The organism is Exiguobacterium sp. MH3 (assembly GCF_000496635.1).
Classification (GTDB): Bacteria; Bacillota; Bacilli; order Exiguobacteriales; family Exiguobacteriaceae; genus Exiguobacterium_A; species Exiguobacterium_A indicum.
In genome coordinates, this window is the sequence record NC_022794.1 from 765,322 (window position 1) to 790,043 (window position 24,722).

Annotated in this window: 24 protein-coding genes; 21 read left to right on the forward strand and 3 right to left on the reverse strand. The window is 46.7% G+C overall.

Going from position 1 to position 24,722, the window contains the following annotated elements; translation table 11 throughout:
- Positions 1 to 52: 52 nt before the first annotated feature.
- Positions 53 to 826, forward strand: a complete 774-nt coding sequence (locus tag U719_RS03855) for an enoyl-CoA hydratase/isomerase family protein (protein ID WP_023467404.1) — start codon at positions 53 to 55, stop codon at positions 824 to 826.
- A 57-nt stretch (positions 827 to 883) separates the two neighbouring features.
- On the opposite strand, the gene U719_RS03860 is transcribed toward U719_RS03855, so the two are convergent.
- Both U719_RS03860 and U719_RS03865 read right to left on the reverse strand, forming a co-directional pair.
- Entirely contained in the window at positions 884 to 2,035 is a 1,152-nt protein-coding gene (locus tag U719_RS03860; RefSeq protein WP_023467405.1) for a cation:proton antiporter, read from the reverse strand.
- A gap of 141 nt (positions 2,036 to 2,176) precedes the next feature.
- On the reverse strand, positions 2,177 to 3,964 hold the full coding sequence (locus tag U719_RS03865; RefSeq protein ID WP_023467406.1) for a glycoside hydrolase family 13 protein: 1,788 nt from the start codon (positions 3,962 to 3,964) through the stop codon (positions 2,177 to 2,179).
- A 455-nt stretch (positions 3,965 to 4,419) separates the two neighbouring features.
- Between U719_RS03865 and U719_RS03870 the strand changes: the two genes are divergently transcribed.
- The 7 genes from U719_RS03870 (at position 4,420) to U719_RS03900 (ending at position 14,173) form a co-directional block, all read left to right on the forward strand.
- A complete protein-coding gene (locus tag U719_RS03870; RefSeq protein WP_174316741.1) occupies positions 4,420 to 5,676 on the forward strand; it encodes an extracellular solute-binding protein in 1,257 nt (418 codons plus the stop codon).
- Between the two features lie 126 nt (positions 5,677 to 5,802).
- Entirely contained in the window at positions 5,803 to 7,158 is a 1,356-nt protein-coding gene (locus tag U719_RS03875) for a carbohydrate ABC transporter permease (RefSeq protein ID WP_023467408.1), read from the forward strand.
- A 1-nt stretch (position 7,159) separates the two neighbouring features.
- Positions 7,160 to 7,993 carry a sugar ABC transporter permease gene (locus tag U719_RS03880; RefSeq protein WP_023467409.1) on the forward strand — a complete coding sequence of 278 codons (834 nt, stop codon included), beginning with the start codon at positions 7,160 to 7,162 and terminating at the stop codon, positions 7,991 to 7,993.
- A gap of 22 nt (positions 7,994 to 8,015) precedes the next feature.
- Positions 8,016 to 9,539 (forward strand): alpha-amylase family glycosyl hydrolase, encoded by a 1,524-nt coding sequence (locus tag U719_RS03885; protein WP_023467410.1) that lies wholly within the window; start codon positions 8,016 to 8,018, stop codon positions 9,537 to 9,539.
- A gap of 34 nt (positions 9,540 to 9,573) precedes the next feature.
- On the forward strand, positions 9,574 to 10,605 hold the full coding sequence (locus tag U719_RS03890) for a LacI family DNA-binding transcriptional regulator (RefSeq protein ID WP_035398727.1): 1,032 nt from the start codon (positions 9,574 to 9,576) through the stop codon (positions 10,603 to 10,605).
- Positions 10,606 to 10,832: 227 nt separating this feature from the next.
- The gene (locus tag U719_RS03895; protein WP_023467412.1) at positions 10,833 to 13,133 is read left to right on the forward strand and encodes a glycoside hydrolase family 65 protein; all 2,301 of its coding nucleotides are present in this window, start codon (positions 10,833 to 10,835) and stop codon (positions 13,131 to 13,133) included.
- Positions 13,134 to 13,321: 188 nt separating this feature from the next.
- Positions 13,322 to 14,173, forward strand: coding sequence for a YitT family protein (locus U719_RS03900; RefSeq protein ID WP_023467413.1), 852 nt, complete (start codon positions 13,322 to 13,324; stop codon positions 14,171 to 14,173).
- A 50-nt stretch (positions 14,174 to 14,223) separates the two neighbouring features.
- Here the strand turns inward: U719_RS03900 and U719_RS03905 are convergent, their stop codons facing one another.
- Positions 14,224 to 15,033 carry a Cof-type HAD-IIB family hydrolase gene (locus tag U719_RS03905; protein ID WP_023467414.1) on the reverse strand — a complete coding sequence of 270 codons (810 nt, stop codon included), beginning with the start codon at positions 15,031 to 15,033 and terminating at the stop codon, positions 14,224 to 14,226.
- 198 nt (positions 15,034 to 15,231) lie between these two features.
- Between U719_RS03905 and U719_RS03910 the strand changes: the two genes are divergently transcribed.
- The 13 genes from U719_RS03910 (at position 15,232) to U719_RS03970 (ending at position 24,558) form a co-directional block, all read left to right on the forward strand.
- Positions 15,232 to 15,426: a YjzD family protein gene (locus U719_RS03910; protein ID WP_023467415.1), complete on the forward strand. Its 195-nt coding sequence runs from the start codon at positions 15,232 to 15,234 to the stop codon at positions 15,424 to 15,426.
- A gap of 63 nt (positions 15,427 to 15,489) precedes the next feature.
- A complete protein-coding gene (iadA, locus tag U719_RS03915; RefSeq protein ID WP_023467416.1) occupies positions 15,490 to 16,623 on the forward strand; it encodes a beta-aspartyl-peptidase in 1,134 nt (377 codons plus the stop codon).
- 13 nt (positions 16,624 to 16,636) lie between these two features.
- Positions 16,637 to 17,125, forward strand: a complete 489-nt coding sequence (locus tag U719_RS03920) for a thioredoxin family protein (RefSeq protein WP_023467417.1) — start codon at positions 16,637 to 16,639, stop codon at positions 17,123 to 17,125.
- Positions 17,118 to 17,897, forward strand: a complete 780-nt coding sequence (locus U719_RS03925) for a phosphatidylserine decarboxylase (RefSeq protein ID WP_051353617.1) — start codon at positions 17,118 to 17,120, stop codon at positions 17,895 to 17,897. Before U719_RS03920 ends, U719_RS03925 begins: the two co-directional genes overlap by 8 nt.
- 50 nt (positions 17,898 to 17,947) lie before the next feature.
- The gene (locus U719_RS03930; protein WP_023467419.1) at positions 17,948 to 19,297 is read left to right on the forward strand and encodes an ArsB/NhaD family transporter; all 1,350 of its coding nucleotides are present in this window, start codon (positions 17,948 to 17,950) and stop codon (positions 19,295 to 19,297) included.
- Between the two features lie 136 nt (positions 19,298 to 19,433).
- A complete protein-coding gene (locus tag U719_RS03935) occupies positions 19,434 to 20,018 on the forward strand; it encodes a YqeG family HAD IIIA-type phosphatase (RefSeq protein WP_023467420.1) in 585 nt (194 codons plus the stop codon).
- A gap of 143 nt (positions 20,019 to 20,161) precedes the next feature.
- On the forward strand, positions 20,162 to 21,271 hold the full coding sequence (gene yqeH / locus U719_RS03940; RefSeq protein WP_023467421.1) for a ribosome biogenesis GTPase YqeH: 1,110 nt from the start codon (positions 20,162 to 20,164) through the stop codon (positions 21,269 to 21,271).
- Positions 21,271 to 22,059 (forward strand): shikimate dehydrogenase, encoded by a 789-nt coding sequence (gene aroE, locus U719_RS03945; RefSeq protein ID WP_023467423.1) that lies wholly within the window; start codon positions 21,271 to 21,273, stop codon positions 22,057 to 22,059. The genes yqeH and aroE overlap by 1 nt, the downstream gene beginning before the upstream one ends.
- 2 nt (positions 22,060 to 22,061) lie before the next feature.
- Positions 22,062 to 22,355 carry a ribosome assembly RNA-binding protein YhbY gene (gene yhbY / locus U719_RS03950; RefSeq protein WP_023467424.1) on the forward strand — a complete coding sequence of 98 codons (294 nt, stop codon included), beginning with the start codon at positions 22,062 to 22,064 and terminating at the stop codon, positions 22,353 to 22,355.
- Positions 22,352 to 22,921 carry a nicotinate-nucleotide adenylyltransferase gene (gene nadD / locus U719_RS03955; RefSeq protein ID WP_023467425.1) on the forward strand — a complete coding sequence of 190 codons (570 nt, stop codon included), beginning with the start codon at positions 22,352 to 22,354 and terminating at the stop codon, positions 22,919 to 22,921. Before yhbY ends, nadD begins: the two co-directional genes overlap by 4 nt.
- Positions 22,911 to 23,486 carry a bis(5'-nucleosyl)-tetraphosphatase (symmetrical) YqeK gene (gene yqeK, locus U719_RS03960; protein WP_023467426.1) on the forward strand — a complete coding sequence of 192 codons (576 nt, stop codon included), beginning with the start codon at positions 22,911 to 22,913 and terminating at the stop codon, positions 23,484 to 23,486. The genes nadD and yqeK overlap by 11 nt, the downstream gene beginning before the upstream one ends.
- On the forward strand, positions 23,483 to 23,830 hold the full coding sequence (gene rsfS / locus U719_RS03965) for a ribosome silencing factor (protein WP_023467427.1): 348 nt from the start codon (positions 23,483 to 23,485) through the stop codon (positions 23,828 to 23,830). The genes yqeK and rsfS overlap by 4 nt, the downstream gene beginning before the upstream one ends.
- Positions 23,830 to 24,558 (forward strand): class I SAM-dependent methyltransferase, encoded by a 729-nt coding sequence (locus tag U719_RS03970; RefSeq protein ID WP_023467428.1) that lies wholly within the window; start codon positions 23,830 to 23,832, stop codon positions 24,556 to 24,558. The genes rsfS and U719_RS03970 overlap by 1 nt, the downstream gene beginning before the upstream one ends.
- Positions 24,559 to 24,722 lie beyond the last annotated feature (164 nt).

Sequence of the window (24,722 nt, forward strand, 5' to 3'; positions counted from 1 at the left end):
ACGAATACATCATAATGAACAATCATTCATTTTTTAAAGGTAGGGGAATCCGATGAAACGAGAAATGCATTATGTCGTCAAGGATCAAATCGCAACGCTAACGCTAGCTCGACCCAAACAACTGAATGCATTAACGTCGAATTTACTAGAAGAGTTGGCAGACGCTCTAGAAGAAGCGAATCAGGATGAGGAAGTACGTGTCATCGTCTTGACTGGTGAAGGACGTGGTTTTTGTGCAGGACAAGATTTGAAAACCGTCTCGCCTGAGCTCGATCATGGTGAATATCTACAGCAGTATTATCATCCTGTCGTTCGGGCACTCGCTAAATCGAAAAAACCGACGATCGCTGCCATCAATGGTGTAGCGGCAGGTGCCGGTTTGTCACTAACGCTCGCCTGCGATTTCCGGCTCGTCCACGCTGAAGCGAAATTATCGCTCGGATTCATCAATATCGGTCTTGTCCCGGATGCAGGAGCGCCGTATTTCTTACCCCGGCTAATCGGTGCGGCAAAAGCAACGGAGCTTGCGTTACTCGGTGACACGATTTCAGCAGAAGAAGCCGTTTTGCTCAACCTAGCAACACGAAGTATCGAATCAGAGAAATTTGTAGAAGAGGTCACAGCGTTTGCTCGTCAGCTGGCAGATCGTCCGACAAAAGTGATCGGGTACATCAAGCAGCTGCAAGCAGCGAGTTATGAAAATAACCTGGAGGAAATGCTTGCTCAAGAAATCATCTATCAGTCACGTGCTGGAAAAACGGAAGACCATCGCCATGCTGTTGAATCCTTCATCGAAAAAAAACGCCCTGTTTTTGTCGGACGATGAATCAAGCATACTTTATAGAAGAAAGACGTCGGAAACGCACGATGCGCCGACGTCTTTTTAATTCAATTTCTTTTTGATTTTTCGTGCGGTCGCATGTGTACGGTTCGTCAATCCTGTAGAGATACGGAATAGTAGAATTCCAAGAAAAGCAGAAACAAAAATGTATATCCCGGTCAACGTCACGAATGCACCACTAGCGAGCGTGATGAAAAGTATCGAAAATTCACCACGTGGACCCAGACAAAAGCCAGATTCGATCGCATGATAATTCGATAAACCAAAGGACCTTCCGCCGAGGTAACCGACTAAGAATTTAGAGACGACTCCCCAAATGACAAGAGCGAAGAAAAATAGATCAATCGGTAATCCGTCAGTCAACTCGAATGACATTCCGAACATGATAAAGAACAATGGTAATAATAAGTCTTGGAACGGAGTGACTAGTCGTCTAAGATAACGCGTCTCATCCAGTTCGGTTAACAGAATACCGATGATGAAGGCGCCAAGTACTTCTGACAATCCGAATAAGATACCGATACCGGAAAATAACAAGATTAACCCGATGATTCCGATGCCGGCATCAGGATGACGGTAGAGTGAATCGACGAGACGTTTCCGTCTTCGGATGAATAACGTCATGATGATTAAAGCAATGAAGAAGAAGCCAAATCCGAGAAAGATGATGCTGATTTTTGCTACCGAGAACGTCTCAGTCCCTAAAACGAACGGGGCCGTCGTCAGTAGGATTGGTGCCATCAAATCTTCGAAGACGAGTAAGGACAGCACGAAGCGATTCACATCCTGATGTTTATCCGGTTCCCGATCGAGCAGCCGAGCAGAAATCGAAGAACTCGTCGCATATAAGACACAGCCAATCAAAAACGATTCGGCGACTGAAAAGCCAAACGATAGGGTCAACAGGATAGTCCCACCAAACGAAAGTAGAATATCGATGACTCCTGCTTTCCAAATGGAACGGAGCTGAATCAGCAAGTCCGCCACTGAAAATTTTAGACCAAGTAAAAAGAACAGGACGATGATGCCCGCTTCTCCTCCGAGTTTCAGCTCTTCGGGAGGGTCATAATAAAATCCAAGGACGATTCCGATCAAGATGAAGGCCAGAATACTCGGAACATGGAATCGTTCACTCAAATAACTGATCGTAAATAAGCCGATGAGGATGAGACCGGCGTAAAAGAAAATTTCCATGGAGGATGTCCTCCTTTCTGTACCCTATACCCTAATTCGCTGGCATTCATTAACTCGTTTCTCTCCTGGAGAACGGATACAGAAAAAAGCCTGGACACAAAACTTCTTTTTCAGAAGGTGAGTGTACAGGCTTTTAAATGGTTATAAGACTTGAACGATCGTTCCAGAATACGCAGGGAGAGAGACATCAAGCGTCTGCTGGTGCGTGTTCGTCAATAAATCAAGCCCCCGACCAGCTTGTGGAGCGGTCAACGAAACGGGAGCATCTGAATTGTTGAAGTAGATATAATATAATCCTTCCGGGCTCATGCGACGCATGATGATTGTATTCGTCTCATCATTCGCGTGAACGAAAGAGATATGTCCTTTGTTCGCAAGCGTCTTATGTTGCTTTCGAAGCTGTAGCAAGTGTCGTGTATAGGCGAATAACTCCTGATCCTGCTCCTCTGGATCCCACGGCATACATTTTCGGCAGCCTGGATCTTGATCGCCATCGAGACCGATCTCATCACCATAATAGATGACGGGACTACCCGAGAACGTCAACATCGATAACAAGAGAAGACGAAGCTTCTGTTTGTTATTCCCAGCACGTGTCAACGCACGCGGTGTATCGTGTGATCCGATTAGATTGAAGGTCACTTCATTGACATTCATCGTGTTTGAGAACAACACATGCGACATATCGTTCGCATACGAGCTTGCTTTAGTCTTATCTAAGGCAAAGAAGTTCAAAGCGGCATTCGTAAATGGATAGTTCATGACGGCGTCAAACTGGTCACCGAGCAACCATTCCTGTGAGTCATGCCAAATTTCACCAAGGATATACGTGTCAGGGTTGACTTCCTTGACGACTTGACGGAAATCACGCCAAAATGCGTGATCGACCTCGTTGGCGACGTCGAGTCGCCAGCCATCGATTCCGAATTCTTCGACCCAGTAGCGGGCGACATGGAGCAAGTAAGACTTTACTTCATCATTCTCGGTGTTGAATTTCGGCATTTCAGGTACAAAAGCAAACGTATCGTAGTTCGGCAATGGTTCTGTCACGAGCGGGAAATCACGCAGATGGAACCATTCTTTATAGGTTGAATGACTACCATGTTCACGGATGTCAGCGAATGCTTTATGGTGGAAGCCGGCATGATTGAAAACGGCATCTAGCATGATACGAATGCCATGTGCGTGTAACAAATCGACCATTTCCTTGAATTTCTCTTTCGTACCGAACTGTGGATCAATTTCTAAGTAATCGATTGTGTCATATTTATGATTCGATTTCGCCAAGAAGATCGGGCAGAAGTAAATACCAGTGATACCAAGTTCAACGAGATAATCGATGTGGTCGATGACGCCTTGGAAATCTCCACCGAAAAGATTCGTCGTCGTCGGTGCTGTACTATTCCATGGGAGTGTACCAGCTGGATCATTCGTCGTATCGCCATTTGCGAAGCGATCTGGGAAGATTTGATACCAAACCGTATCCTGGACCCAATCTGGTGCAGTGAATACGTCGACTGCATTAAGAAAAGGAACGCAGAAATAGTAGCCAGTATCATCGAGCGGTTTTTCGTCGAACCATCCACGTTCCGTGAATACATGACTCGTTGAACCGTCATGGAGACGGAAACCATATCGTAGACGACGGAAGGGAGGTACGACATCGATGAACCAATAATCGTATAACTCATCTGATCCACTTCGCTTCATCGGTGTTTCAAATGTATTCCAGTAGTTTGATTTTGAGGGATCGAAGTTCCAATCGGCAGCATCCGGATTTTCAGTATGCCAATCGTATGGATCGCCCCATATCAAATCGACGCGATCAACGTCATTTTTTTTCGTTTGTAAACGGATGTGGATTGTTCGCTCATCATATTTATAGACGAACGGAGACATCGCACGGTGAAACACAGCTTCTTTGAACATGGCAGTCACTCCTTAACGCAATCGCTTGCATCATATTGATTATGTCTTCGACCTAAGAATAGTAAAGCGCTTTCTTAAAGTCAATTCCAATCCCGTGAAATCAAGGATTCCTGATAAAAGTCGAGAGTGTGATGCAATCGTTTGCATCATGTTGTGCAAACAATAAAAATGAAAACGTTTTCTTTTTATGCACTTATTCTATCTAGCATTTGATTCAAATAATGAAATCAAAAATAAAAAGTTTTTGAAATGTAAGAAAATAATTGAATAAAAGGACTTGTCAAAAGGATTTTAGATTGTATAATAAAAATGTAAAGGTGATGCAAACGTTTTCATAAAACGCTTACAACCACTCGGTTGTTATCATGAGAAAATGGTTGTGCCTTTATGCAAACGTTGTGCATTAAAACTTATCATTCATAAGTTAACTTGGGGAGGAAATTTCAATCATGGAAATGAAAAAATTCGTAGCAGGTCTCTCTGTATCTGTCATGGCAATCGGTGCACTTGCAGCATGTGGCGGTGGATCAGACTCTGAATCATCATCTTCAGATTCAGGTAGTAAAAAACCAAGCAAGATCGTCATCTGGGAAGACACTGAAAAAGCTGAAACGACTAAAGCAGCAGCTAAAGCGTTCGAAGAAAAAGAAGGCGTCAAAGTCGAAGTCAAAGAAGTTAAGATGACAGATCAGCAGAAGAAAGTAGCACTTGACGGACCAGCAGGTAAAGGACCGGATATCATGCTTCTTCCACACGACCAAATCGGTACAGTCGTTGACCAAGGCTTGATCGCAGAGCTCAAGGATGGCGAAAAAGCACTTGAGCCATTCATCGATACAGCGAAATCAGCAGTAACGTTTGACGGTAAAGTCTACGGATATCCGAAAGCAGTTGAAACACCAATCCTCCTCTTCAATAAAGATGAATTAAAAGAAGCACCAGCTTCAATGGACGATCTGTACAAGATCTCAACAGAGCAAAAGAAAGACGGCAAATACGGATTCCTCGCGCTTTGGGATAACTTCTACTTCGCACACGGTCCAATTGGTGGCTACGGCGGATATGTCTTCAAAGACAACGGTGGCAAATTGGATCCAGCAGATATCGGCTTGAACAACAAAGGTGCTGTCGAAGGTATGGATTACATCGGCAAGTGGTACAAAGAAGGTCTCTTCCCGAAAGGTCTTATCGGTGGTGGCGGTGGTCAAGCACTTGACCAACTCTTCGGCGATAAAAAAGCTGTTGCTGTCATGAACGGTCCATGGGCAGTTGCGAGCTATAAAGAAAAAGGCATCAACCTCGGAGCTTCAGCTCTTCCGAAACTTCCAAACGGTGAGCCGATTAAAACATTCGTTGGTGTAAAAACATACGCGATTTCAGCATACTCGGAAAATGCAGAGTGGGCTGAGAAGTTCTTGGCATCACTCACTGGTGAAGAGAACGCGAAAGCAATGTTCGAAAAATACAATGAGATCCCACCAGTCACTGCGCTTCAAGAAGATGCAGCAATCAAGGATAACGAAGTCGCAGCAGCAGTCTTCGCACAATCACAAAACGGTGTGCCAATGCCGAACATCGCTGAGATGGGTCAAGTTTGGGAACCAATGGCAGCAGCACTTCAGCTTGTTGCAACAAACAAACAAGACGCACAAAAATCAGCTGATGATGCTGTCAAACAAATCAAGCAACAAATCGAAGCTAACAATCAATAAGCGTAAATGGAACGCGTGAATCCATGAAAAAGAGATAAAGAGAGGGGGATCTTGGATTCCCCCTCATCTTTATGGTTGGAAGAGAAGCCTGAGGTCAGACATGACCTTTGGAAAGGAGAACGGACGATGGCTGCGATTGCAACACCACACCCGACGAATCCAACGCCTGAAAAAAAGACGAACCACCGCACGATTGCGGCGCTGATGTCGATCATTCCAGGAGTAGGACAACTATACAATAAACAATTCCTTAAAGGCGCGACATTTTTTGTCGTCGTACTATCATATTTTCTCGTCAACTTTGAACTGTTCTTCAAAGGAGCCGGAAATGGTCCTGGCGATCGCGGAGCGATCTGGGGCTTGATTACACTCGGTGAGGTACCAGGCGTAAGGGGGGATCACTCGATCTTTCTAATGGTCGAGGGCATCATTGCCTTGATTTTACTTGTCTTTGGTATCGCCATTTACGTCTGGAACTTTATCGATGCGTATCGAATCGGTAAGTTGCGCGACATGAACCTCGAAGTACCTTCCTTGAAGATGCAACTACGGAACTTCCGCGATAATGGATTCCCGTATGCGATGTTGATTCCTTCATTAGTACTTTTAGTGTTCACAGTCGTCTTACCGTTGATTTTTACTTTCTTGATTGCTTTTACAAACTATAAGTTCAACAACTCTCCTCCAGCGAAATTGGTCGACTGGATCGGGATTCAAAACTTCTTGAATATCTTCACGGTTGATATTTTCCGCGACACATTCGTCAGCGTTCTTGGTTGGACGCTTGTCTGGACCGTCGCTTCGACGACAGGTGTCATCGCGATCGGTATCGGACTGGCAGTCTTACTGAACCAAAAGGGACTCAAAGGAAAACGGTTCTTCCGTTCCATCTTGATCCTGTCATGGGCAGTACCAGCCTTCATCACGATCTTGATCTTCCGCTCGATGTTCAATGAGACATTCGGTGTCTTCAATACGACGTTATTACCAGCAATCGGTCTTACTGACGGTGTCGACTGGATGACAGATCCGACGTATACGAAGCTTGCCTTGATCGGGATTCAGTGGTGGTTAGGTTTCCCATACATCATGACACTGACGACGGGAATCTTGCAGTCGATACCAGAAGATCTTTATGAGGCAGCAACAATCGACGGAGCGACAGCAGGAGAGAAGTTCCGCTTGATCACATTGCCGATGATTCTTTTCGCAACAGCACCGATCTTGATCACGCAGTATACGTTCAACTTCAATAACTTCAATATCATCTATCTCTTCAACAACGGTGGACCGGCAGTACCAGGTCAATCGGCTGGTGGAACGGATATCTTGATTTCGTGGATTTACAAATTGTCGCTTGGCGCGAACCCGCAGTATGGATTCGCAGCAGCGATCACGCTTGTGTTGTCGTTCTTCATCATGACGATTGCCGTCATTCAGTTCAAGCGTTCAAAATCATTCAAAGATGAGGATATGATCTAATATGAGAAAACAAAACCGAATCAACATGGCGTTGTCATATCTCATTTTGACGGTCGCCTCCATCATTATCGTCTATCCACTCCTTTGGGTTGTTGGTACTTCACTCAACCCAGGGAAAAGTATTACATCGGATATCTTCCCAAGTAATCCGACTTTGATTCACTACTTCGATTTGTTCGATCCATCAAAAACGGATTATGGCATGTGGTATTTAAACACAATCAAGATTGCCGTCATCACGATGGTCGTCTCCGTCGCGCTAATCACATTAACAGGATACATTTTTTCACGCTATCGCTTCGTCGGTCGGAAAAATTCACTGATCTTGTTCCTCGTGTTGCAGATGGTGCCGCAATTCGTTGCCATTATTGCGATTTATGTCTTGCTTAATATGTTAGAATTGTTTGATACGCATCTGGCGCTTATCCTACTCTACTCGGGTGGAGCGATTCCAATGAATACGTATCTTGCAAAAGGATATTTCGATACGATTCCAAAAGAACTCGATGAAGCGGCACGGATGGATGGTGCCGGTCACTTACGAATCTTCTGGCAAATCATCTTACCGCTCGCAAAACCGATGGTCGCCGTCATCGCGTTGTTCAACTTCATGGCACCATTCAACGACTTCATTTTAGCATCGCTCGTCCTGCGTTCTCCTGAGAAACAGACACTTGCGGTCGGGTTGTACAACATGGTGTCGGAGCAGTTCGACAATAACTTCACGTTATTTGCGGCAGGTGCCGTATTATCAGCAGTTCCAATCGTTCTTCTCTTCTTCGCATTCCAGCGCTTCTTCGTGTCTGGATTGACAGCAGGTGGAACAAAAGGATAATCATAAGGGGGAAATCAGCGGCATGAGACGAGGCATAATGCTTCTCCTCTTGCCGCTTCTCTTGTCTATCGGGCTTCAACCGATGACGGGTGAAGCAGCAGGTTGGGAAAAAGAACGAATGTATTTCATCATGGTCGACCGGTTCGAGAATGGCGATCCGAGTAATGATAAAGAGGCGGATCCTGAAAATCCAAAAGCGTTCCAAGGTGGCGATTTAGCAGGCGTGACGAAACGTCTCGATTACATCAAGGAAAAGGGATTCACTTCGATTTGGTTAACGCCGATCTTTAAGAACCGTCCGAACGGTTATCATGGATACTGGACGGATGATTATTACGAGATTGATCCGCACTTCGGAACAAAGGAAGAGTTTAAACGTCTCGTCAAAGAAGCGCATAAACGGGATATCAAGGTCGTCCTTGATCTTGTCGTCAATCATTTAGGACCAAATCATCCGATGGTGAAAGAAAAACCGGAGTGGTTCCATAAAAATCAACCGATAATGAACTGGAATAACCCGTCGGAAGTCGAGAATAACTGGCTGTTCGATTTACCGGACTTCAATACGGAAAATCCAGAAGTCGTCGATTATTTAGTTGATGTCGCGAACTACTGGGTCGATGAAACGGGTATAGACGGATACCGGCTCGATACAGTTCGCCATGTGCCAGCCTCATTTTGGGAAACGTTTATCCCAGCAGTCAAAGAAAAGCATCCAGACTTATTCTTGTTGGCTGAAGTATTCGATGGAGATCCGCGAAAAATCGCGTCCTATTCAAAATTAGGTTTTGATTCCGTGACGAACTTCCCGTTTTATTATGGAGTCAAGGATCAGTTTGCCCGCAAAAATGGTTCAGCGGAAGAGCTCGATTCAGTTTATAATCGAGATACTACGTTTAATCCGAATGCCAAGGGACTTGCAACCTTCATTGATAATCATGATGTCAAGCGCTTCATCACGGAAGCAAAGATTGGTGGAGCAGACGAAGAGGAACGGCAGCTTCGGTTGGCGCTGTTCGCACTCTATGCTGCCCCGGGGATGCCGATCGTCTACCAAGGAACAGAGGTGGCGATGCCAGGTGGCGAGGATCCTGGAAACCGGATGATGATGACATTTGATCAAAACAAGAAGATGCAACAGTACGTAAAAACGTTGAACGAGATGCGTCAGGACTACCCAGCGTTTGCAACAGGGAAGCAACGCTTGATCGCAAAAAACGATCATATGGCAGTCTACTCACGGGAGACGAAACAACAACAAGTCGTTTACGCGATCAATCTTGGAGAAAAAAAGACGAGCTTACGCGTGTCTGCGAAAGAAATCGGTGATGATCAGCGTCTAAGAGGACTTTTATTCTCAGACTTGGTGCGTCAAGATGGTGACGCCTATGAGATCACGCTTGATGCAAATAGTGCGAACAGCTATGTCATCGAAAAGTCACAAGTCAACTGGTGGTCGATCATCGCAATTGGTGCGATTGCTCCGATTTTAGCGCTCATACTTCTTCTCGTTCATCGTAAACGCATGCAACGTCAAACAAAATAAAATACTTAACTAGGGGAAATGTGAGGTGAAGGGGATGCAGGTAACAATCAAGGATGTAGCACGGGAAGCGAATGTCGCACCCTCGACGGTATCACGCGTCATTGCGAATAGTTCACGCATCAGTCAAAAGACGAAGGAACGGGTGCGGCAGGCGATGGATGAGCTCGGATATTATCCGAACGTTCATGCACGCAGTCTAGCGAATCGAACGACACAGGCGATCGGTCTCGTCATGCCAAGTGCTGCAACGAAAACACTACAAAACCCGTTCTTTTCGGAGGTCATTCGAGGAATCAGTACAAAAGCGCATCAAAATGGATATTCGTTATATATGACGACAGGTGTCTCGGAAGAAGAAGTATATGAAGGTGTCGTCTCGATGGTTCAGGGCCGTCGGGTCGATGGTGTCGTCGTACTGTATTCCCGTACGGATGACAAAGTCGTTCAATTTCTGCAAGACTCGAAGTTTCCGTTCGTCGTCGTCGGAAAACCATTCAGTGATTCATCACATGTCACGTATGTCGATACGGATAATTATCTAGCCGGTCGCGAAGTGACGAAGTACTTGCATCAACTTGGGCATGAGTGTATCGCATTCGTCGGAGGCGCACAGGACTTAGCTGTGACGCAAGAGCGTGTCGGGGGCTACAAGACGGCTCTCATGGAAGAGGGCATTCCGATTCAAGAATCCTACATCGTCAGTGCACCATTCATGACGACAGGAGGAGCCGAGGCAGTCAAGCGACTGATGTCGCTTGAACATCCGCCTACGGCTGTCGTCGTCAGTGACGATATGATGGCACTTGGTGTCATGAGTACACTGAATGAGATGGGGATCGGTGTGCCGGATCAAATGGCCGTCGTCAGTTTCAATAACTTGTTCATCGCAGAATTCTCAAGCCCACCGTTGACTTCTGTTGAAATCAATATTTTTGGACTTGGTTTTGAAGCGACGAATTGTTTGATTGAACAAATCAATGAAGATGCGACACCTTATGGGAAACGCGTCATCGTTCCGCATTATCTCGTGGTTCGTCAGTCTTGTGGCGGAAAATCTGAAGCATGAAATGATAGTCTATTTTTAAGCCGATTGGTTTGAAAATAGACTTTTTTTGATTCAAATGGCTATCGATTTCTAGTAAAAGGAAGCGGTTGCAGAAAAAGAAATTTATTTTCGTGCAAACGATTGCATTGATGCTTTTTATGTGTACAATAAAGAATGTATAGTATAGATGAAACGCTTACATGATCAGGATAACCGACATGCGTAGCATAAAAAGGAGCGACTTGACGATGAAACGACTTTTTGAGGTCAATGAGTGGAAAATTACAGAGCTTGGTTTTCATCCAGAAGATAATCGATTGGCAGAATCGATGACATCGATCGGAAACGGTCATATGGGAATGCGCGGGACGTTTGAAGAAGAATACACAGGGGACACGCATCAAGGCATGTATGTCGCAGGTGTTTACTATCCGGATAAGACACGTGTCGGCTGGTGGAAAAACGGTTATCCGGAGTACTTCGCGAAAGTACTCAATGCTGTCAATATCATGGGATTGAAAGTATCCGTCAACGGAAAAGCTGTTGACTTGAACACGTGGGAAGTCATCGACTTCAAACGCGAACTTGATATGCAACACGGTGTGTTGACACGGACGATGCTATTGAAGAATGGGGTAGAGGAAACGAAAGTCGAATCCAAGCGTTTCTTCTCGATCGTCGATAAAGAAATCGCTGCTTTGCAATATACGGTGACGCCTGTCAATTTTGAAGCAGAAATCGTCATTGAATCGTATCTTGATGCGGATGTTGAAAATGAAGACTCGAACTATGACGAGAAGTTCTGGCTTCCTGTCGAACACGGAATTGAAGAACGGTTTGGTTATGTCACATCAAAAACGAAAAAGCTCGATTGGCATGTGACGGCAGCGATGATCACGGACGTCGAAGGCGCACGGTGTGAGGTCGTCGATGGCAATACGCAGTACGTCGCGAATCGTTTCACGAAACAAGCCGCAGTAGGTGAGGGTGTCACAGTCGAAAAATTCGTCGCACTCGTAACGAATCGCGATCATGACATCGATGCGTTACTGGAGCAAGCAATGAAACGGGTTCACGTCGCATTCGAATCAGGCTTTGAACCATTGCTTGCGACACATGAAGCAGCTTGGTTGCACCACTGGGAAGAAGCGGACGTGAAAATTGAAGGAGATGTCGAGGCACAGCAAGGGATTCGTTTCAACATCTTCCATATGTTCCAGACCTACACAGGTGAAGATTCACGCCTCAACATCGGACCAAAAGGATTCACGGGCGAGAAGTATGGTGGTGCGACGTATTGGGATACAGAAGCGTACTGCTTGAACTTCTACCTTGCGACGTCGAAACCGGAAGTGGCTTGGAATTTACTCAAGTATCGCCACAATCAATTACCGCAAGCAAAAGAAAATGCGGATAAGAATGTCGGCATGAAGGGTGCACTTTATCCGATGGTAACGATGAACGGAGAAGAGTGTCACAACGAGTGGGAAATCACACATGAAGAAATTCACCGGAACGGTGCAATCGCGCATGCGATTTATAATTACACGAATTACACGGGAGACACATCGTACCTCGGACAATACGGATTTGAAGTATTAGTCGAGATTTCTCGCTACTGGGCAAGCCGTGTCAATTACGTCGCGCATAAGGACGTCTACATGATTCTTGGCGTGACGGGACCAAACGAATACGAGAACAACGTCAACAACAACTGGTATACGAACCTGATTGCGGCATGGTGTCTCGAATATACGCAGACCGTCCACCGTCATTTGGCACAAGAAGAGCCAGAACGTCTGCAAGAACTTATGCATCAATTAGCGTTGACGGATGAGGAGCTGGCGAAGTGGGCAGATATCGACGCGAAGATGTATTATCCAAAAGATGAGGCAGCCCCTGGAATCTTCATGCAACAGGATGGCTTCATGGATAAGGAACAAATCTTGGTCGCTGACCTCGATCCAAAACATCTTCCGCTAAACCAGAATTGGTCATGGGACCGGATCCTTCGCTCTGTCTTCATTAAACAAGCAGATGTCTTACAAGGTCTTTACTTCTTGACGGATCGATTCAGTGTAGAAGAGAAAAAAGCGAACTTCGATTTCTATGAACCACGCACGGTTCATGAATCGTCATTATCACCATGTATCTACTCAATCATTGCGGCGGAAGTCGGTTATGAGGAAAAAGCGGTCGAACTGTACCAACGCTCAGCACGACTTGATCTTGACAACTACAACAATGATACGGAAGACGGGTTACACATCACGTCGATGGTTGGATCATGGATGTCGATCGTCCACGGATTCGCTGGATTACGGGTGGCGAACGATACGTTATCCTTCAAGCCGATGTTGCCAAAAGGCTGGACGAGCTATACGTTCCGGATGCAATGGCGCGGTCATCATATCCATGTCCATGTACAGCCGAATGCCGTCGAAATCGCCCAAACAGAAGGCGAAGCATTCAGCTTAAACGTTCATGGAACTACTGTTGAAGTTCCGGCAGGAGGACAGATTACAGTTCCTGCTTCGATGACAGTATAAGAGAGAAAAAAGAACCGATTTTTGAGTCGGTTCTTTTTTTGGGGTGTAACAAGAAGCAGGACACCTTTGTCACAAATGAAAACGCCATCATGAAAAAGAACATCAATCTTTGGAAATCTTGACTATCCGACGACATTTGAATGTGCTAAAGTGTTTCAAGATAGTTATGAATGAGAGGAGAACGGCGTGTGACAGCAGTAGTAAAGGAAAGTATGTTAAAAGTGATCGTGGCTTCGATTGGGGGATTCGTCATTGCCGTTGCCATGAACTGGTTTTTGATTCCGAGTGGTGTCTATTCGACTGGATTTACAGGACTTGCCCAAATCCTGACGCAAGTCCTTCAAAATACAGCATTTGCGTTTGGTGAAAACGTCTGGTTCTTGGCGTTGAACATCCCTTTGATCGTGCTCGCATGGATCATGTTAGGTCGGAGTTTTACAATCATTACGTTGGTTTCGGTATTGGCAACGACGATTTTCATTGGTCTTATTCCTCAATATGCTGTCATACCAGGTGATCAAACACTGAATGCAGTGTTTGGAGGGGTCTTGCTTGCGATCGGTACCGGTATAACGATTAAGTTCGGTGCTTCGACAGGTGGTTTCGATATCGTTGCCCTCATCTTTGCTCGTTTCTCCGATCGTAGTGTCGGCTTGTATCTGTTCGTCTTGAATTTCTTAATCGCATTATTAGCAGGCGCATTGTTCGGTTGGTCGACTGCTTTATACACGATCGTCTTCATCTACGTGACGTCTAAGGTCGTCGATGAGATTCATACGAGCAATCAGCGTCTGACGATCTTCATCGTCACGAATCATGCGGATGACATCACGACGGCTTTGCATCAGCATATCATCCGAGGAATCACGCAAATTCCTTCGATTGGAACGTATTCGCGAGCTGAAAAAGCGACGTTGATGATGGTCATCGAGCGTCACGAATTGCGGGACATTGAACGAATTTGCCGGGAAGCGGACGAGACAGTATTCATCAACGTCGTCGCAACGGACTCGGTCGTCGGATACTTCCGAAAAGGATAATGAAAAAGGCACTTGCTCTGCGATATGCAGCAAGTGCCTTTTATCTGTTATCATGCGAGTCCAAGAACGTGTCTCAAGTAATACGCGATCCCGTCATCCTCATTTCGCTTCGTCGTGCCGTTTGCCAGATGCTTCAGCGCGGGGATGGCATTACCCATCGCGACACCATGTCCAGCATACTCGATCATCTCTAAATCGTTTTCCTCATCACCGAACGCAACGATCTGTCGCGAATCAATTCCAAGGTGGTGTGCGATATGAGCAAGACCGACCGCTTTGCTTGTACCTTTTCGCATCACTTCGACCATGAATTCAGGCTTCACCCATTGACGATTGAGTACCGTCTCAGCATGGATACCAGATAGTTCGGAGCGGATCTCGTCGACGTGTTCTCCTTTGGCGTGAATCAGGAGAGACGTCGGTTCGTGAAGAAGCAGCTTTCGTAAATCTCCGGTCGTGACAGATAAGGCATGGTCGGTATAAAATTCGTAAATGCCGACTGGGTCATATTGAAAATAGACATGATCCGTGACTTCGCAGACAATATTTTGTGTTTTCGTCTCAGCGACGGATTCTAAAATATGTTGAACAGTTTTTAATGGAATCGGATGATGCTGGACTTCAAAGTGATTATCTTGCGGGTGATGAACGAGACCACCGTTAAAATTAACGATCGGTGTCGTCAAACCGAGCTGTTCGTAATATTTCCTGGCGTGACGAAATGGTCGTCCAGTTGCGATGACGACTTCGTGACCGTTCGCACGCGCACGCTGGAGCGCAGCGATATTCGCAGCGCTGATTGTCTTATCATCTTTTAAAAGGGTGCCGTCGAGATCGACAGCAATTAAGTGACGGGTCATAATGAAATCCTCCGCTTTCTTTTCGTTAATTCTACTGTAGCATATGAAGCGATTGTCCTTCGTATGAAACGATTAAGTTTTTCAAGGAAAAGAAAGCGCTTGAAAAAATTAGAGAAAAGCTGTTGCTTGGATTAAAAAATGGTATACTACAAATCGTAGGATAACTCTATAGTACGTTATGGAAACGGAGGGGAAATCATGCGTTTTCTCGTTACATTCTTTTGGTCATTCTTACTCGTGAACACGGCTGTGTTCATCGTATCGGCAGTTGATGCAGTAACGTATAGCTTCGGATTCGCGACAGCTATGTCTGTCGTCACTTCACTTGTCGTCTTCGCACTCGATGCCGTCAATGAAGATTTAGGTCTTGGTCAAGGGACTAAGGCAGAATAAGGAAAAGCGAGATGTCGTCATATGGGCGATAGGCTCGCTTTTTGTCTTAAGGAGGAATGATTGATGATCGTCATCGAACAGGTTCTGTGGCAAGAGATGCCGCAAAATGTCTACATCGCAGGAAACCAGATCATCGGAATCGGTTCCTACACCATAGATGAAGCACTGATTACGCACCGGATTGATGGTCGCAACAAACGGCTAGTCCCCGGATTCATCGACGGACACTTACATCCGATCGGTGGAGGAGGAGAAGGCGGATTTGCCACGCGAACGGCACCGTTGACTGTTCGCGACATATTCGAAGGTGGTGTCACGACGGTTGTCGGATTGCTCGGAACGGACGGCTGGACGCGAACTGGAATCGATCTACTGGCACATATACGGGGATATGCTGCATCTGGTATCCGTCCCTTTCTATTAAGCGGAAGTTATATGGTTCCGCCGGTCTTCCTGACGCAATCGACAGGACATGATATCGTCCTCATCAATGAAGTGATTGGCATCGGAGAGATTGCCATCAACGATCACCGATCGACACAACCGACGGCTCATGAACTCGCGCGATTAGCGTCAGAAGCCCGAATTGCCGGCATGGTCAAAGGAGTGTCGGGAACGATGAACGTCCATATCGGAGACGGGAAACAAGGGCTCGATCTGTTACATGAGGTGATTGATACGACGGACCTCCCCATCGGACAATTCCTTCCGACGCATATCAACCGAAGTGAACGAATCTTTGAAGCGGGACTTGCCTGGGCGAAACGAGGAGGACGGATCGATTTCACGACGTGTACGACGGAAACTTTCATTGCGGAAGGCGAGATTCCAGCAGGACAGGCTGTCGCCCGTGCTTTAGCAGCGGGAATTCCACTCGAGCAGATCACGATGTCGAGCGATGCTGGCGCAAGTCTTCCGGCGTTTGATGAGGCAGGTCGATTAGTGCGAATTGATACAGGAAAACCCTCTTCCTTGATGCAAGCCGTACGCGATGCAGTGGAGCAGGGTGTTGCTTTTGATCAGGCAATCGCGACGATTACGCGGCATGTCGCGGATGCATATGGTATACCGGGCGGGCGAATCGCGGTTGGAGAACGAGCGGATCTGTTACTGATTGATGACGCTTTGCAAATCGATACGATTCTTGCGAATGGTCATGCTATAATGATTCAGAAAAAATGGCTAATACCAGAATGACGGAGGGATAGACGTGTCAAAGAAGTCGAAACGAAAAAACACGAAAAAACCGCAATCCAAGGCGAATTGGATTACAGCGGGAGTCATCGCCTTGATCGTATTGGTTGGGGGGTTACTGCTCGTCTTCACGGATCGAGAAGATTCTGCATCGAAGAATGGCAATCTAACGGCTACACAAGTCGCAGATAAAGTGAAATCCGGTGATGAATTCTATACGTATTTCTATCAAACGGGATGCGTCCACTGTGAAAAAGTAAAACCATATCTCGTTCCGCTTGGTGAAAAACAAGACATTCCATTCGAACAGATCGATCTTGCTGTCGAACAGTCGGCTTGGGACACGTTTGGCATCGAGGGTACACCGACGGTCGTTCACTTTAAAGACGGTAAGGAAGTCGGACGCGTAGCAGGTGAACAAACAGAAGACAGCTATAAAGAGTTCTTCGCTGGAAAAGACGTAAAGGACTCAAAAGAAGAATCATCTGGTGATCTCAATGATTAAAAAATGGTTTTACTCTCGCGTGTTCGAATTAAATGGACACCCGCTTGTTGCTAAACAACTGAAACGGTTTGCGATGAGCCGTATCAGTCGTCCGTTCATCCGTCCGTTCGTTCAGGCATACGATTTAAATATGACAGAAGCGACTCAGAATTTAGAAGCGTATTCGAGTTTACATGACGTTTTCATTCGTCATGTCAAACCGGAAATGCGACCGATCGATCAAGCAGAAGGTGCATTCGTCAGTCCGTGTGACGGTGTATTGTCTGTCGTTGACGATTTGACGGCTGATAGCCGCTTTACTGTCAAAGGACAATCGTATACGGTATCCGAGTTACTCGGTTCCCATCATGAAGCACAGCAATATGTTGGTGGACGTGTGATGATCTTTTACTTAAGTCCGCAAAACTATCACCGGGTTCATGTGCCGATGGATGGAACAGTCCGGACGAGCTATACGCTCGGTCGCGATTCGGCACCGGTGAATGAGATTGGTCTTACACATGCGCTTCGCCCGTTGACACGTAATTACCGTCGCGTGACGCGCATCGTCCAAGGGAAACATGCACTTGAACATGTCATGGTCGGTGCACTGAACGTTAACTCGATCGTTCGGACGAACGAGTCGAAGGACCTTCGTCGCGGGGATGAGTTTGGATACTTCTCATTCGGTTCGACGGTCGTCCTGATTTGTCCGAAAGATGCATTGACGTTAGACAGCCAAGCGATTGGACCGGTTTTAATGGGGCAACGCCTCGGACAATGGCATTCATGACAGCGAGGCGCCCGTTATGGGCGTCTCCTTACATTTAGGAGGAATGAATCATGCCGGCACTGGCATTAGCAGAAATCGGAAGTACGCAGGTCCAAACGTATATCGCACTCATTATTTTTTTAGTGACCTATGGCTTCATCATCAGTGAAAAAATTAGTCGAGCAATCGTTGCCTTACTTGGAGCGCTCGCGATGGTCATCATCGGCATTGTGGATCTCGAGACTGCATTGTTTGAATATATCGAGTGGGGAACAATCGTCTTATTGATTGGGATGATGATTCTCGTCACGATTGCCAATCAATCTGGCTTGTTCGAATACATCGCGATCCGCGCTGCGAAGACGACAAAAGGTGATCCGATCAAGGTATTGGTTTTACTGTCCGCATTGACAGCACTCGGATCTGCATTCCTTGATAACGTCACGACGGTTCTATTGATCGTTCCAATCACGTTTTCGATTACGAAGATACTGAAGATCGCGCCGTTTCCATTCTTGCTCGCAGAAGTCCTATTTGCGAATATCGGTGGAACAGCAACGTTGATCGGGGATCCACCGAACATCATGATTGGTGCTGCGAATCCACACTTGACGTTCAATGCCTTTTTAGTGAATCTCGCACCAATCATCCTCGTCATCACGGTCGTAACGATCGGCATTCTTTACTTCGTCTTCCGGAAGCAACTACATGTTGAAGCGGAAGATCGGCAGAAACTGATGGAAATCGATGAGAAGAGTTATATCGTCAGTCGAAAATTGGTCGCACGAAGCAGTATCGTCCTCGTCAGTACGATTGCGCTGTTCGTACTGCATCCGGTGCTTGATCGCATCGGACTCCATCTCGAAGCACCGGCGATCGCGATTCTTGGAGCGACAATCCTGATGTTGCTGACGATTGAAAACGATCATCAGCTAGAAGGAATCTTTGCTCGTGTTGAATGGACGACGATCTTCTTCTTCGCTGGACTATTCGTGCTCGTCGGCGGGATTCAAGAAGCAGGTATCATTCGCTACCTTGCTGAAAAGACGATTGATTTGACAGGCGGTGACATTCAGACGACAGCGACTGCTGTTCTTTGGTTGTCTGGTATCGCCAGTGCGACGATCGATAATATCCCGTTCGTTGCGACGATGATTCCACTCATCAATGATGTAGCTGCTGGAATTGGATTATCACCAGCAGATGCGAAAGTGGACGTATTATGGTGGTCCCTCGCACTCGGTGCCTGTCTCGGTGGTAACGGAACATTGATCGGTGCATCGGCGAACGTCATTGTCGCGGGTCTCGCGACACGACAAGGTGAAAAATTCACCTATATGCGCTTTTTGATTTACGGAGCACCGATCACGATTGTGACGTTGATTCTATCCCAACTCTATTTGTGGATTCGGTATTACTAAGAAAACGGAAGGTCCGCCTTCCGTTTTCTTTTGTGCGTCGCTCTTACTACCTGATTGTGCTATAATCGAACGATAAGAGCATAACTGTTTCTTAAACTTAACTATAGAGCTAGACCATTATCTGGAGGTTTTATTCTTGTTCAAACGACTTTATCCGAAACATTTCGTGGCTTCGATCTACGATATCGACCTTGAAATGCTCAAACGAAACGGTGTCAAAGCGATTTTGACCGATCTTGATAATACGCTCGTCGCATGGAATATCGCAGATGCTCCAGACGAATTGGTTGCTTGGCTGGATATGGTGAATAATCAATATGGTTTCGACGTCATCATCGTATCGAACAATAACGGAGACCGCGTCAAGAAGTTTGCGGATCCACTCGGATTGCATTATATTGCGCCTGCTCGAAAACCGCTTCCTATCGGGTTTAAACGGGCATTGACGGAATTCGGTTATCACGCGAAGGAAGTTGTCTTCTTAGGAGACCAACTCTTCACGGATGTACTCGGTGCAAACTCCGTTGGAATCGAAGTCATCCACGTTCAACCTGTCGTTAAGACGGACGGTGTCGTCACGAAATTCAATCGCCTGATGGAACGTGTCATTTTCCGCCGGATGAAACGCAAAGGAATCTATAAATTGACACAACGCGTCAAGGAAGATCCTTCTGCACTGGAGCATCCGATCGAAACACTTCGTCAGGATAAGCAACAATAACCCTGTCAGATCGGTAGATGAAAGGGAAGGCAGCAGTCGCAACATGTACGGCGAGAGGTCGGAAGTTACGCTCTTGGAGTAGCGAGCAGGGCGCTACGGTGAAAAGAGAAGGGATATCGTTCCCGCATGCGGCTCAACATAATATGATCGAAGAAATCCACTGCGCTGGCTGTGGTGTCGCCATTCAAACGGAAGACACGAAAGCACCAGGATACGCACCTAAATCTGCACTTGATCGTGAAATGGTCATTTGCCAACGTTGCTTTAAATTAAAGCACTACAATCAAATTCAAGATGTATCGTTATCGGACGATGATTTCGTTAAAATCTTAGACGGAATCGGTCAAAAAGATGCACTTGTCGTTAAAATCGTTGATATCTTCGATTTTAATGGAAGTTGGTTACCGGGCTTACATCGGTTCGTCGGTAAAAACGATGTCTTACTCGTCGGGAACAAAGCCGATTTATTACCGAAGTCACTCAACCCGAACCGCCTCATGAACTGGATGCGTCAAGCATCGAAAGAACTTGGATTACGTCCAGTCGACGTTCATCTGATCAGTGCGAAAAAAGGGCACGGAGTCGATGAACTCGCTGAAAAAATCGATTATTATCGAAAAGGTCGCGACGTCTATGTCGTTGGTTGTACGAACGTCGGGAAATCGACACTGATCAACCAAGTCATCAAACGCTTCGGTGAAGAAGATGAAGCCGTCATCACGGTCAGTCACTTCCCAGGAACGACACTAGACTTGATCGACATTCCACTCGACGATAACTGTAACCTGTATGATACACCGGGGATCATCAATCATCACCAGATGGCTCACTATGTTGATGCAAAGGACTTGAAGCTGATCACACCGAAAAAAGAGATCAAGCCACAAGTCTTCCAAATCCATCCGCAACAGACACTCTTCTTCGGAGGTCTTGCACGATTGGACTATATGGAAGGGAACAAGCGTTCATTCGTCATCTACATGTCGAACGAATTGAAAGTTCACCGGACGAAGCTTGAAAAAGCAGACGATTTATACGCGAACCACAACGGTGAGCTGTTGTCTCCGCCAAACGAAAAGACGCGGGAGATGCTACCGCCGCTTGTCCGTCATGAATTCAGCCTCCGCGACAACATGAAGACGGATATCGTCTTCAGTGGACTCGGGTGGGTTGCGGTTCACGGAAAAGGTGGACGTGTCGCTGCTTATGCCCCGAAAGGTGTCGCTGTATCCTTACGTGAGGCGCTCGTCTGATGCGCTTTGCCGTCATCGGTCATCCGATTGCCCATTCACTTTCACCTGAGCTGCATACAGCTTGGCTGGAAGCGGCTGGGCTTTTCGGCTGTTATGACCTCATCGATGTAACGGAGCAGCAATTGCCGCAAATCATTACAAAATTACGCACACATCAGCTAGACGGAATCAATGTGACGATTCCACATAAAACAGCAATTATCCCGTATCTGGATCGGCTAGAGCCGGCAGCTCAAAAAGCAGGCGCCGTGAATACGGTATATCGGCAGGATGGGCAGTTGATTGGTGCGAATACAGATGGAATCGGATTCGTCCGCGCATTGATAGAACGTCGTCCGTCATTTCAAAAGACGCTCGTTCTTGGTGCGGGCGGTGCGGCGCGAGGCATCATTGCTGCGTTGCCCGGAGATGTGACGATCACGAATCGTACAGAAGAACGCTCTAAGGCAGTTGCCGATGAATTCGGAGCAACCGTTCTACCATGGCAAGAAACATTTGATTTAACGAGTTACGACGTCATCATCAATACGACTTCTGTCGGGATGGCGCCACATATCGAGGCACGTCCGATCGAATTGACGGAGACGCACGCCTTGATTTGTGATATTATTTATCGACCGACGCCGACCCGTCTATTGCGTGAAGCGGCCGAAAAAGGTCTCGACACACTTGACGGCGTCCCGATGTTCGTCTTACAAGCGGCTGAAGCATTTGAACGCTTCACCGGACAAGCACCTGACCTTGCACTTGGCGAGCAGGTGATACGAAAGCAATTGGAGGAATTTTAATCATGTTAACAGGTAAACAAAAACGTTTTTTACGCGCGACAGCTCATGACTTAAACCCGATTTTCCAAGTCGGTAAAAATGGAGTCGGCGAAGCGATGTGCGCTGATTTGATGGATGCGCTCGAAAAACGGGAACTCTTGAAAGTACAAGTATTGCAAAATTGTGCGGACGCACCAAAGGATGTCGCACAAGAACTCGTCGCAGGAACGAATGCTGAACTCGTTCAAGTCATCGGAAAAGTCATCGTTCTCTATAAAGAATCAAAAGAGAACAAGACGCTCGAATTGCCACGATGAAAATCGGACTGATGGGCGGAACGTTCGATCCTCCGCATATCGGTCATCTCCTGATTGCCGAACAAGCGCAGGAACAACTCGAACTCGATGCGGTCTGGTTCGTACCAGCGAATGTGCCACCGCATAAACAACGTACAGTCACAGACGCAACCAAGCGTTTACGCCTTGTAGAAGAAGCCATTGCATTGAATCCTGCTTTTTCCGTCTCAGCAATCGAGTTTGAGCGCGAAGAGCCTTCTTATACGTATGATACGATTCGTGCACTCAAGCACCGGTACCCGGAGCATGAGTTTCTGTTTCTCGTTGGAGCAGACTCACTCGTGAGTCTCGATACGTGGTATCAAGCCGAACGGTTATACAAGGAAGTCGTCTTTGGTGCCGTCGCTCGACCGGGCAGTCGGTATCTGATTCCGCGCGGTGCCCGTGTGAAAGCGGTCGATATGCCATTGCTAGAAATTTCTTCGACGGATATCCGGCAACGGGTCGCGCGCGGACGGAGCATTCGCTACCTTGTACCGGAAGCCGTTCGACAACGGATTGAGGAGTGGAATCTATATGCGCCTTGAAGAAGCACGTCAAATCATTGAGCGTACGTTGCCTGAGCGACGCTATGTGCATACATTAGGTGTCGTCGAAACAGCGCGACACTTAGCTCTTAAATATGGTGTTGACGAAGAAGAAGCAACACTTGCTGCTATGCTTCATGATTATGCGAAATACCGCGATACGAATGAGATGCGTTCGATTGCCGTTGAATTGAATCAACGGGTTTTACTCGATTATGATGACGAACTGCTTCATGCGCCAGTAGGTGCGGAGCTTGTCCGTCGAGAACTTGGTCTTGATTCAGATGTAATTTATCAGGCCATCGCAAATCATACGACGGGGGCACCCGGTATGCCGTTGCTCGATCAAATCATCTTCGTCGCGGATGCGATTGAACCAAATCGCAGTTATCCAGGTGTCGAAGCGCTTCGTGAAGTAGCGGAGCAGGATTTGACGGACGCCGTTATTGCAACACTCAGTCAGACGATTCATTTTTTATGTAAAAAACAAGCCATCATCTTTCCGCGAACGATTGAGACTTATAATGCCTTCGTCGCGGCCAAACGAAAGGGGACCGTCCTATGACAGTCGAACAAGAATTACAATTAATCGTAAATGCCATCGACGATAAACGCGCTGAAGATATCGTCGTCCTGAATATGTCGAGCATCTCACCAGTTGCCGACTACTTCGTCATCTGTGAAGGGAATTCAGAAAAACAAGTACAGGCAATCGCACGTGAACTCAAAGAAGTCGCGCACGAACATAACCTGCCGATCAAACGTCTCGAAGGATTCGATGCGGCACGTTGGGTGTTAGCGGATCTTGAAAACGTCGTCGTTCACGTCTTCCACCGTGACGATCGTGATTACTATAATCTCGAAAAACTCTGGGCAGATGCTCCAAAGGTTGAAGTCGAGGTCAACTAATGGCATACGAACAGTTCGCCTACATCTATGATGAATTGATGCAAGACGTCCCGTACGATCAATGGGTCGACTGGGTCAAAGCATACGTTCCGACTGGCAGTACGATTGCTGATATCGGATGTGGAACGGGTACGGCGACGCTTGCATTAGCTGCACACTATGAGATGCTCGGAATCGATTTATCGGAAGAGATGCTCGAAGTCGCGCAGGAAAAAGCGATGGAAGAGGGATTACGCATTCAATTCTGGGCGCAAGACATGCGCGAAATCGAATTGCCGACACCTGTCGATGCCGCGACGATCCTATGCGACTCCTTGAACTATCTCCGGACGGAAGAGGATGTCAAACAGACGTTTACACATGTAGCAGCAATCCTCAAAGAGGGTGGACGTCTCTTATTTGATACACACTCTCCATACAAGATGGAAACATTGTTCAATGGAAAGACATATGCGACACATGCGGAGCAAAGTTCGTATATCTGGTTCGCGGATCCTGGTGAAGCACCGCTTTCTGTCGTCCATGAACTGACTTTCTTCATCGAGGAAGAGGACGGTCGCTATGAGCGTGTCGATGAAACGCATCATCAGCGGACGTATCCTCCAGCACAGTACGTGACGTGGTTACGCGACGCCGGATTCCGGGTTCTTGCGGTCACAGGCGATTTTGGACCGGATGCTCCTTCTGAGACAGCCGAGCGGATTTTCTTCGTTGCTGAAAAAATGTAAAAGTGATCTCATCCGTCTTCTTTAAGCGATACACGTTCGTGTTGCTTGAAGAAGACGGATTTTTTGTTCGTCAAACAGATGCTAATTCAAAGTAACGGTATGGATGATATGACCTTTATCCGACATAACACACCGTATCATGTTGTAAAAGAGTGGTTAGTACG

Bases quoted from the DNA above. Each gene is read 5' to 3' on its own strand.
- U719_RS03855 (WP_023467404.1), top strand. From the start codon at position 53: ATGAAACGAGAAATGCATTATGTCGTCAAGGATCAAATCGCAACGCTA.
- U719_RS03860 (WP_023467405.1), bottom strand. From the start codon at position 2,035: ATGGAAATTTTCTTTTACGCCGGTCTCATCCTCATCGGCTTATTTACG.
- U719_RS03865 (WP_023467406.1), bottom strand. From the start codon at position 3,964: ATGTTCAAAGAAGCTGTGTTTCACCGTGCGATGTCTCCGTTCGTCTAT.
- U719_RS03870 (WP_174316741.1), top strand. From the start codon at position 4,420: ATGAAAAAATTCGTAGCAGGTCTCTCTGTATCTGTCATGGCAATCGGT.
- U719_RS03875 (WP_023467408.1), top strand. From the start codon at position 5,803: ATGGCTGCGATTGCAACACCACACCCGACGAATCCAACGCCTGAAAAA.
- U719_RS03880 (WP_023467409.1), top strand. From the start codon at position 7,160: ATGAGAAAACAAAACCGAATCAACATGGCGTTGTCATATCTCATTTTG.
- U719_RS03885 (WP_023467410.1), top strand. From the start codon at position 8,016: ATGAGACGAGGCATAATGCTTCTCCTCTTGCCGCTTCTCTTGTCTATC.
- U719_RS03890 (WP_035398727.1), top strand. From the start codon at position 9,574: ATGCAGGTAACAATCAAGGATGTAGCACGGGAAGCGAATGTCGCACCC.
- U719_RS03895 (WP_023467412.1), top strand. From the start codon at position 10,833: ATGAAACGACTTTTTGAGGTCAATGAGTGGAAAATTACAGAGCTTGGT.
- U719_RS03905 (WP_023467414.1), bottom strand. From the start codon at position 15,033: ATGACCCGTCACTTAATTGCTGTCGATCTCGACGGCACCCTTTTAAAA.
- U719_RS03910 (WP_023467415.1), top strand. From the start codon at position 15,232: ATGCGTTTTCTCGTTACATTCTTTTGGTCATTCTTACTCGTGAACACG.
- iadA (WP_023467416.1), top strand. From the start codon at position 15,490: ATGATCGTCATCGAACAGGTTCTGTGGCAAGAGATGCCGCAAAATGTC.
- U719_RS03925 (WP_051353617.1), top strand. From the start codon at position 17,118: ATGATTAAAAAATGGTTTTACTCTCGCGTGTTCGAATTAAATGGACAC.
- U719_RS03930 (WP_023467419.1), top strand. From the start codon at position 17,948: ATGCCGGCACTGGCATTAGCAGAAATCGGAAGTACGCAGGTCCAAACG.
- yqeH (WP_023467421.1), top strand. From the start codon at position 20,162: ATGATCGAAGAAATCCACTGCGCTGGCTGTGGTGTCGCCATTCAAACG.
- aroE (WP_023467423.1), top strand. From the start codon at position 21,271: ATGCGCTTTGCCGTCATCGGTCATCCGATTGCCCATTCACTTTCACCT.
- yhbY (WP_023467424.1), top strand. From the start codon at position 22,062: ATGTTAACAGGTAAACAAAAACGTTTTTTACGCGCGACAGCTCATGAC.
- nadD (WP_023467425.1), top strand. From the start codon at position 22,352: ATGAAAATCGGACTGATGGGCGGAACGTTCGATCCTCCGCATATCGGT.
- yqeK (WP_023467426.1), top strand. From the start codon at position 22,911: ATGCGCCTTGAAGAAGCACGTCAAATCATTGAGCGTACGTTGCCTGAG.
- rsfS (WP_023467427.1), top strand. From the start codon at position 23,483: ATGACAGTCGAACAAGAATTACAATTAATCGTAAATGCCATCGACGAT.
- U719_RS03970 (WP_023467428.1), top strand. From the start codon at position 23,830: ATGGCATACGAACAGTTCGCCTACATCTATGATGAATTGATGCAAGAC.